Here is a 10,802-nt window from a genome sequence, read left to right as displayed (position 1 = left end):
GCTTATACAATTTCGCTTTTACCCGTGAAAATTAGCATTTTTAAGTATAAATGACCGTATTAAACGAAATATTTTCAGCAAAAATCGGCGACGGTTAAAAAACATCCACTAATGACAAAATAAAAAACCCTTTCCACCTACGCAGAAAGGGTTTTCTTACAAGATATTATCGATTATCTTTTGACCAAACGAAGTGTTTTGGCGTTATTCCCCTGAGAAACAATCACATTGTAAACTCCAGAAGGATAGCCCGCACCCAACTGATACGTTTGGAATTCGGAAGCCTTCACCTGGACATTGTCGAGCAACCTGCCTGTCATGTCGTAAACTTTGATGGCAAATGCATCTGCAGAAGAAGTCACGGCGCTAAATCCGAATTCTTGCGAGAACGGGTTTGGATAAGCCACGACATCAAATCCGGATTTCTCGGAAACAATTCTTGAAAGCCCCGGTGTTACAATACGGCAAGTCTTACCGAATGGCCCGTCAGGATCAGTAAGGTTGAAAATCAACCGGACTTTTACATTGTACGTTGCGCCCGGAATCAATCCAGCAAAATCGTTCAACGTGAACGAACGCGTATTTTTCGTCACTTCCAACGGCGATGCCAAACCTGGTCCGCTCACTTGGAACACATAAGCGATGGCACCTGGGTAAGAAATGGCATAAATCAACGTATTGTTGTTCGGAACCGCATAATCCTCGCACTGTGAATCCTGCAGGGAAGTCGTAGGGAACGCAGGCGTCGTCACTTGACACACGCCGCCGTATGGCAACCACGAGCCATCGGTATTTCGAACAGACACTTCTACATTGTACTGCTTGTTGTATTGCACCACAAAATCCGTAATCTGGCTCATCTTGAACTCGCGGATGGAACGCTCCAAAACAGTTGTATTGGCGATGTTTGCCGGGTCGGTAATCCTGAAACGGTAACCGGCTGCAAAAGGCACCAAATTGGCGTAAATTGCATTGGTCAATTGGGTGATGGACTGGCCACAAACCGTAAGTTGCGTGGTAGCCGCAGGCGTAGTAACCGTACAATTGTTGACGTTGTAAGGCTGCAGATAACCCGCGTAATACACGCCGATTTCAATTTTGTATTGTGTATCGAACCTATAGTTGACCAACTGCGTCAGCCTCATGACACGCAATGCCGTATCCAATTCCTGGATTTGGCCGGCAGACGGGCCGCTCATCGTGGTCACTTTCCAATGGTAACCCTGCGCGCCGGCCACGATATTGGCCACGATTTGTGTATCGATAGCAGGTAAGACATTGTTGCACTGCGCACCCTGGATCACTGTAATCTTAGGTGGAAATCCTTCGTCAATTGACCCGTCACAATCGTCATCAATCAGGTTGTAACCAATTTCTGCAGCGCCAGGGTTAATCGATGCGGCTTCATCATTACAATCATCGTCATTCACTGAATAACCTGCAGGCGCCGTAGTCGGGCTGGCCGCACAAACGTCTTCGGTAGTTGTTGTTCCGTAGCCGTCGCCGTCACTGTCTACGAAATAAGTGTAAATCGTATTTGCACCGCTGTTGTTGTCGTCGCAATCGGTATTGTTCGATACATAACCGAAAGGCGCACCGTCGCAACTCTGGATGGTTTCGAAAACGTCGCCGTAAGTATCGTTGTCAGCATCCAGATAGTAGGTAACATATGCGTTGACGCTCAAGGTCGCAGTATTGTTCTCTGTCGGCACAATTGGGCTTCCCGGAAAATCCAAGCGATCTACTGAATTGACCGTTAAGGTTTGCCCGTTGTTGGCCAATACCAAGTTGTAATCAAAACTGCCGAAGCCTGATTCGTTGGCAACCACGTTCGCTGTTCCCGGCGTTCCGTTGATGTCAAAAGTCAACACCGAAGTCACGCTCGGCAACAAGCCGGTGACGTTGAACGTGGCATCTGAACCTTCGCATACGACGGCGACAACTTGTGAAATGCTTCCGAAAGTAGGCAACGCTTGTGCGGTTGTTACTGTAATTACATCAGAATTGGCCGATGTACTGTTGGTACTGAACGCCCTGACGCGGTAATAATAGTTTGTTTCCGCGACGATTTCTGGACCTGAAACCACGTCAGAAAGCCCGTTCACCGTTTTGTTTTCGTATCCTGAAATGTAAGATGGCGTAAAGTTATTAATGGTGTGGCCGCCCAGGTTGGACACTACATCAATATTGAACTGTGTCCACTCCGTGGCCAAGGTCGGAAATCCATTCCCAGGATTGGAAGTGATACCACCGAAAATATTGGCGTTACGCACCAACGTTTTATCGAGTGTTGAAAACCCTGGTGCCGTCCAAGCCGTACCTGGATCCTGGCCAATGGTTCCGAATATATCTACAAACGACGCGGTTGAAATCTTATATAACGCCATGGCATCGTCACCGTTGTAGTTTACCGCACTGTTAGTGATGGCTGCGCCGCCATATACTGACGCGCCGCTATTTTTGTAAACGATAGTGGCGCCATTGGCCAATGTTCCGGAAAGCGTAATGGTCGTGGTAGGCGAACCGATGGCCGCTCCATTAGCATACAAACGCAATTGGTAATCTGACAAATCCACTGACGCGCCGGTGCCATTGTAAATTTCGATGTATTTGTTGCTAGACGAACCTTCCACATATTCTGAGAAGAACAAGTCTGTGGTGAGTTGCGTCGTCCCGAAATCCGGCGATGTGCTCACGTCTAGCCTGTAGCTCTCCGCTCCCGAAACGGCTTCCCAATTTGCAGTGAATTGCGTTTGCTCGATATCGGTTCCGGCGGTAGACACCGGCGCATCAAGATTGGCCGATGTAAAGGTTTGTTGGCTGCCGTATACCGTTCCCGAATCGTCGGTAGCATAGGCCTTGAAATAATAAACGGTGTTGGGCGTCAAACCAGTCAACAACGATGAAAAATCACCGGCCAAAAGGTTGCTGGCCGCTACTGGAGTACCAGTGCCGTTTGCAAAACCGTTGGTGGTGCTGTATTCAATACCGTATGCCGTTACGTTGGAACAGCCTTGTTCCAATGAACCTGAGGCCGTTGCCTGCGCCGCAGAAATGCCAGATGCCGCGCCTGTCGTTACGGACACCGCAGTATTGATTCCGCTGCCGGTCAGGACCACTTCAAATGCTTCTGCCAGTCCGCCCCCGTTTACTTCAATATTTCCATTGTACGACTGAACTGCAGTAGGGGTGAATTGCACCCAAACCACTTGGTCGTCGAGTGATGTGCCGCTATAAACAATATCCAGTGAACTCACATATGTTCCATTCTCGGTCAATGAAAATAAATAGCCTGTCGGGCCGGTCACGGTAAGGTCTGAATCGTCGAGGTTGGTACCATCGAACACGAAACTGGTCTTGACCGATGTATTGATACAAGCTTCGCCGAAAGGCGTAGGCGCGATGCCCAACGTCAGGAATGCCGAAGCACTGTCTATGGTAGTTTCTGATGCAGTTGGCCCGAAAGCAGATTCGGTGTTGGCTACGTTACGGGCTTTGAGATCGAAAGTATAGGTAGTGTTTGGAGTCAATCCGATAACTGAGACCGTTCCCCAAGCAGCAGCCGTTTGCCATACTGGGCTAACACCCAACGTACCGTCGGCCAGCACGTAGCTTCCGCCCGCCTCACGGATGGCGTAGGTAATCGTGGCGCCATTTCCGTTCTGCGCGGCATTATCGATGGTCACATCAAGTGACGTCGTCTGCGGGTTGTCCACCAAAGGCGCACCCGGGGTAATAGGATTAGCAACATTGATGAACGCCGGAACCGCATTGTACACCGTAACGTCGTCCACAAAAATATTCGCTGCGTTGCCTGCACTTGAGATACCGATAAATGTGTTACTGACCACGTTTGTACCCGCCGTCAAAGCGGCAGCTTGCAAGTCGTCGCCAACTAGGGTACCGTTGATATACAAGTCTAGACGTTGCACCGCTACAGATTGCGAAGCACCCGCGTAGTTATAGTTGATTGTGCCGGTGGACTTGTTATTTCCAACAACTTCAATGGTATAAACCGTAGCCTGATTAAAAGTAGCCGTCGATAAATTAGCATTGCTGAAAGACCCGCCTTGTCTTGTGGTAAGCGCTACGGTACCGCCCGTTTGATAGGTGAACCGAAGGCCGGCAAATACATCGGCGCTAGCAAAATCACTAGCGTTGGTGTAAGTGTTTCCGCTTCCTTGATAGAACGTCCACGATCCGCTCGTTGCCGTATTGCCTGCCGATGAGTCGCCGAAAAGTACTTTAAACGAGGTATAAAACTCAGCACTTCCCGTGTAACCGATCATTGGTGAGAACTTCGCCACAGACCCACTCGACGAAGCAGTGCCGCGTACATAGGTATCTGTCGTACCAAGCGGGTTTGACGCCGTAGCCATTGTAATTGGCCCGTTGGGAACAACCGCGCCGCCCCTGGCCCATGTGGTTCCGCTGGTAGGGTTGGGCAAGAATGTCGTGGAACCGGTAGAACTGGTGTGCGCCCCTGTTCCTGTTCCGAAATTTTGTACTGAGGTCTGAGCCGTCATGCCGCCCGTCAAAAGCGAGAGCATGACCGCAAACACCAATCGTAACCTGCTGTTTAGTAGTAATTTTTCCATAATTGTGTTTTCATTTTGACAAGTACCAAATTTACCACTAATAAGCCGTTTTGCCAGTTTTTTATGTTATCAATTTATTAACACTCGGTCAACTAAAAACAAAGGAAATAAGAAAAGCCCCTTCGGGTTGAAGAGGCTTTCTTTCGGTTATTCATTTTAAATTATCGTTTGATCACGCGGAGTGTTTTAGAGGCATCGCCTTGATTAACGATGACATTGTAAACCCCTGATGGATATTGGTCGCCCAAGGTAACGGCCTGCGCCGCTTTCACTTCCTTGGTTTCGAGCAGCCTTCCGGTCATGTCGTAGACGTTCACGGTGATGTCGCTTGACATCGCGCTGGTCACTTCCACATTGAAGCTGTCAGCGAATGGGTTTGGATAAGCCACAGCTTGGAACGCGACAGCCGATTTCGGTGCCACTCTAGACAATCCTGGCGTAACAACAGTACAAGTCTTGCCGAACGGTCCTTCAGGATCTGATTCGTTGAAAATCATTCGCACCCTGATGTTGTAGGTTGCACCAGGAATCAAGCCTGGGAAATCAGACAAGGTAAATGTCCTCGTACCGTGTGTAACTTCAAGTCCTTGTGGCGGCAGTCCGAGTCCGGTAATCTGGAACACGTAGGCCGTTACACCTGGATAAGAAATCGCGTAGATCTGCTCGTTGTTGTCTGATACGAGATAATCATTACACTGCGAATCCTGCAACGATGTAGTCGGGAACACCGGTGTGCTGACCGAACAAATGCTTCCATACGGCATATACGTGCCATCGGTATTCTTCACGGCACATTCCACGTTGTAGGTTTTGCCATACTGAACCACGAAGTTCGTGACCATGCTCAATTTGAAATCCCTGATGGAACGCTCGATCTCTTGTGTATTCAGCGGGTTGATTGGATCTGTAATCCTGAACCTATAGCCAGCAGCGTATGCCACCAGATTGGCGCGGATAGGATCCGAAATCAGGTTCATATTGCCACCGCACGAGGTCAAGACAGTCGTCACCGCCGGCGTATTCACGTTACATGAAGCCGTGTAAGGCTGCAAGTAACCCGCGTAGTAAACACCCACTTCCACTTTGTATTGCGTGTTGAAGGCGTAGTTAGCCAACTGAGTCAGTTTCATCACGCGCAACGAAGTATCGAGGGTCTGGATCTGTCCGGCAGTTGGCCCGGTCAATGTCGTGATTTTCCAACGGTAACCTTGAGAGCCGGCCACTAAGTTGGCTACCAATTGGCTGTCGATGGCCGGCAGCGTCGTGCCGCACAAAGAAGCGTGCATATTGGTCACTTTCGGCGGGAAGCCTTCGTCAATGAGACCATCGCAGTCATCATCAATGAGGTTGTAGCCAATTTCCGTAGCGTTCGGATGTACAGTGTTCTTCGTGTCGTCACAATCACCGGCCAGTGAAGCATAACCTGCCACTGGCGGTGTGCTGGCATTCACCGCGCACATGCTTACGGCCACGCCGGTTCCGTAGTTGTCACCATCGGCGTCAACGTAGAAATCAAAGTTCGCGTTTTTGGTGTTGTCGTTATCGTCGCAATCCGTATTGTTCACAGCATAGTTCGCGACAGGCGGCGTGTTGGCATCCACAGCACAAAGTGAAACTGCGCTGCCTGTTCCGAATCCGTCGCCATCGGCATCCACATAGAAATCAAATGTCGCGTGCTTGGTGTTGTCGTTGTCGTCGCAATCGGTATTGTTCAACACGTAACTTGCACTTGGCGGTGTATTGGCGTCAACGGCACAAACCAACACTGAACTTCCAGCACCATAAGTATCACCGTCGTTGTCGGCATAGAACGGATACGTTGCATGTTTGGTAATGTCGTTGTCGTCGCAATCTGTATTGTCAAGGACATGGTTGGCCGGGGCGCCGATACATGATACCGAAGGTGCCGCGTTGTTGCCATATCCGTCGCCGTCCATATCAGCATAATAGGTGACATTGGCGTTGACGTTTGTGGATTGCATCGTCGAATTAACACAAGAATTTCCGTCGGTATAGCTGTACGAAATGTTGTGCGACCCAACGCCCGCTGTTGCAGGATTGAAACTTGCTGTTCCGTTGCCATTGTCGGTGATGCCTGGGCCGGAGAACGTACCGCCCGCATGGTTGGCCGTCAAGGTAACTGCTGCAGCGTCTTCACAATATACAGCGTTAAGACCTGTAAAACTCACTTCCGGCAACGCATTGATGACATAGGCAACCGGCGTGCGGCAACCTGCGTTCAGCGAACACTCAACATAGTAAGTGGTCGTGCCCGGTGTGTTGGTATCGGCCAAACCAGAATTGGCTACGCCAACCGGGTTAAATGAAGCGCCTGTTCCAATCAGGGTTCCGCCAGAAGATACGGTATACCAGCGGAGTTCACCTGCCGGTTGATAGGTCACGTTAACGGTGATGTAATCTACGTTTGCGGTACGGGTTCCGAAGAACGTGCTGATGTTTACGGATAACCCTACGCCAAATGTCGCGTTGTTGATATCTGAAGCGGTCCAGGTTGTACCCCAAAGATCGGAAGAACCACCATAATTCACTGCTGTTTCGCTGGTTCCCCAGTTGCCGACAGCCGCTTTGTTGGCGCCCACGTTGGCGCCCGCCTTACGGAGCGACACGGTGTTATCGGTCACTTCGCCAGAAATCGCGCTGGAAGACCTAAAGCGACCAATCGTAGCGGAGATGCCCACGATGTTCGCACCGGCCGGAATGGCAAAGCCGAAATTCGACGCCACCAGCATTTGCGATGTCGCATTGGCAGTATTGAAATTGTTGTTGACCAATGCAACGGTAGTGTGGCTGTTGTTGTTAGATACCACGTTTCCTGTATTGTTCCAGGCTGTACCAGTACCGGTCGTTGCGCCCGACGCAGGGAAATCAGCACCGGTTGATGTTGATGCCTGCAAACAGGTAGAAGACACGTTCATTGGCGTGCTTGGGCTGCCCTGACAGATTTCTACACCTGCAGCTACAGGAATCGGCAAGATCGTCAGCGTTTTGTTTGATGTGGCATTGTTACAAGAGCCGTTTCCGCTTGCCGTCAAGGTAAGGGTTACGCTTCCGGCAGCAATATCGCCAGCACTTGGGGTGTACATCGCTCCAGTCAAGGAATCGGCGTCGGTGAAAGTACCGGTTCCGCTAGATGTCCAGACTACGCCATCGGTGTTTGAAGCCGATGCACCCGCCGTGATGTTCACCGCACCTGAGTTGGCGCAAGTGGACACGGCTGTTCCTGAAACAGCGGTCGGCAGAGCCAATACGTCGACGGTATATGTCGCCGTAGCCGGTGTACAGGTTCCGTTGGAAACCGTCATCGTAAGCGTTACCGTGTTTCCAGCATCGCCTGCAGCAGCGGTATAGGTTGGTGTCAACGTGCCTTGTCCGGCAGTGATTGATCCGGCGCCGTTTTCGGTCCAGACAATCGTACCGTTAGATGACGACGCGCCACTAACCTGAGCGGTTTGGTTCTGACAAATGGTCTGGGTGCCGCCTGCCGAAGCCGTTGGCGTCTTATAAAGTGTCAGTGTTTTCTGCGACGTCACGTTGCTGCATGGCGTATTGCCGTTGGCCGTTAGGGTAATGACTACACTACCGGCGTTATAATCGGCTACACTTGGTGTGTAGGTAGCCAGCGTCATCGAATCTGCGTCGGTAAATGTTCCTGAGCCGTTTGACGACCAGGTCGCGCTTGTAAAATTACTGGCTGATGAACCGGAAGTCACGTTGATTGAGCCCGCCGTTTCACACATGCTGAAGTTTGATCCGGCGTTCGCCGTAGCCGAAGCCACAACGTCGACAGTATAGGTTGCGGTAGCCGGTGTGCAAGTGCCGTTAGAAACAGTCATGGTCAAGGTTACGGTATTGCCGGCATCGCCCGCAGCAGCCGTATAAGTCGGCGTCAACGTGCCTTGGCCTGCAGTGATTGATCCGGCGCCGTTTTCGGTCCAGACAATCGAGCCGTTTGATGATGAAGCGCCGCTAACAATAGCCGCTTGGTTCTGACAGATGGTTTGGCTGCCGCCTGCAGCTGCTGTTGGCTGTTTAGACAACGTCAGTGTTTTTTGAGATGTCGCGTCACTACAAGGTGCAGTTCCGGTAGCGGTCAATGTAATGATGACACTACCCGCATTATAGTCTGCGATACTTGGCGTGTAAGTAGCCAAAGTCATCGAATTCGCATCGGCAAAAGTTCCCGAACCGCTCGACGACCAAGTCACGCTCGCCGCATTACTCGATGTTGAACCTGTGGTGACATTGATTGAGCCTTGGGTTTCGCACATGCTGAAGTTTGCACCCGCAGAAGCTGTTGGAGGAGCACTAACAGTGATTGTGTTTGAAACGTTGTTACTTGAAATGGTCGAACTACAAGTGCTCGACACAAGTGATGTTATCGTAATGGTTGCCGATCCAGCAGTGGTAAGACCAGAGACGTTAAACGTTCCTGAACCCGCTACGGTGACCGTCATGGTTGCCGTAAGACCGGTTGCAGATGGCAAGCTTCTATTGTATGTTACAGTATACGTGCCTATAGGTAAATTTGCGGCCGATCCGGTTAAGGTTACCGTGGCTGAACCTGAGCTTGCACAAACAGATGCCGTGGCCGCAGTTGATGTCAAACTATACGTCGGGCATGTGTATGAAAGATATACGACGCCATTGGCACCGTCGCCAGATGAAGATGAGCCTTCACCGCGTCCGCCGCCGCCGCCGCCAGGGAATGCACCGTCAGATGCATTAGGGCTTCCGTCGGCAGTAGCACCGCCACCGCCGTCGCCAGATCCTGAACCGCCAGCCGTTTGGTTGTCGTCATCCGAGCCGCCGTTTGAACCTGCGCCGCCAGTAGCGGTTAAAAATGCAGAGCCGCCTCCGCCGCCGCCAGCTTCGTTGCTGCCGCCACCTGAACTGCTACGAGCGTTTCCGCCAGCGCCACCAGCAAAAGAAGCCGTCGTTGCGCCAGTGATGGCTGAGGCCGTTCCGCCGGCACCGCCTGTCCTACCATTGGTCGACAAGCCGCCATTGGCCGTAATACTATTTACACCAAACGTGGCACGTGAAAAATTACCGGGAGCAGTAGTTGGCGCTCCAGCAGTTCCGCCCGTACCTACCACGACTGCAATTGTATTGCCGCCGGCAGTGCCTGTAAATGCGCCTTTCGAGTACGCACCGCCACCGCCGCCGCCAGCAGCTGATCCGGCGCCTGAGCCACCGGCACCCGCGCCGAAAGCATCCACGTTAACCGTTGTTACACCCGCTGGAACAGTAAAGTTACCATTGGATGTGAATGTTGTTGAAGTTCCCAAGTAATATACCCTTACCTGAACATGATCCAGATTAAGGTTACCAGTGGCCGCCGCAGGAACTGTACAGCGCACACCGAAATTGGCGTCGCTCAATTCTGAAGTGGTCCAGGTTCGGCCCCAAGTGTCGAAACCGTGCCCCACCGTTACCGTACCATCGCTGGTACCAAAACCAGGCATCGTTACGGCCGTTGTAAAGCTAGACCCGTTGTTCCAAGTCAGGCTGATGTTTAGATTTCGGTCGTTGGCCCGGTTGCCTTCCAGCAATACTTCGATTCCTAGAATCGTGGCGTCGGCCGGAATTCCGGTGATGCCGAATGTACCATAACGCACGGTATCTCCGTTGGCATCGAAAACGGCATATCCATTATTGGAAGTATAACCGTTCGCCGGGTTGGTGACACTGGTCACGCCCGCATTTGATGTGGGACTTTTTAATCCGCTATTGGAGATTTGTCCAAAGCCGTCGGTCGTCCACAACAAACTAAATAGTAGCATAAACAAGTACGCCAAAGCGGGTACCTGATTTGCTTTCCTCTTAAGACTCGGTGAAACACCGTTCGAAAAAGTTCGCTTGGTTTGTAAAACTGTTCTCATACGCATCGTACTTTTTGGTTTAATAAATCTGGTAAGGGCAGATTAAGTTTATCGTTCCAAAGTAACCGCGTATGAAAAGCCGCTTGAAAAATAACCGATGAAAACCCCTAAAACTCGTTTAAGGACGGGCGAAAAGTAATTCATCCGATAAAAGCGCCGTTTATCTTTCGCTAACTTCTCATTATCAATAGATTAACAGCAAATATATTCGGTGAAGTGCAATCGACGTTACCGAAACCCGATTGACTTTTCAGCAAAAAAGGCAATAAAAAAGCCCCTCCGTTTCCGGAAGGGCCTTTTC

At 50.8% G+C, this 10,802-nt stretch carries 2 protein-coding genes; both read right to left on the bottom strand.

Going from position 1 to position 10,802, the window contains the following annotated elements:
• Positions 1-173: 173 nt before the first annotated feature.
• A complete protein-coding gene (locus ACM9J1_RS08745) occupies positions 174-4,598 on the bottom strand; it encodes a lamin tail domain-containing protein (RefSeq protein ID WP_415581653.1) in 4,425 nt (1,474 codons plus the stop codon).
• A gap of 161 nt (positions 4,599-4,759) precedes the next feature.
• The gene (locus tag ACM9J1_RS08740) at positions 4,760-10,402 is read right to left on the bottom strand and encodes a T9SS type A sorting domain-containing protein (protein WP_415581652.1); all 5,643 of its coding nucleotides are present in this window, start codon (positions 10,400-10,402) and stop codon (positions 4,760-4,762) included.
• Positions 10,403-10,802: the final 400 nt, after the last annotated feature.

This window comes from Flavobacterium longum (assembly GCF_965137575.1).
In the GTDB taxonomy this organism is placed as follows: domain Bacteria; phylum Bacteroidota; class Bacteroidia; order Flavobacteriales; family Flavobacteriaceae; genus Flavobacterium; species Flavobacterium longum.
This window is presented reverse-complemented; position numbering and strand designations above follow the sequence as displayed.

Bases quoted from the DNA above. Each gene is read 5' to 3' on its own strand.
- ACM9J1_RS08745 (WP_415581653.1), bottom strand. From the start codon at position 4,598: ATGGAAAAATTACTACTAAACAGCAGGTTACGATTGGTGTTTGCGGTC.
- ACM9J1_RS08740 (WP_415581652.1), bottom strand. From the start codon at position 10,402: ATGCTACTATTTAGTTTGTTGTGGACGACCGACGGCTTTGGACAAATC.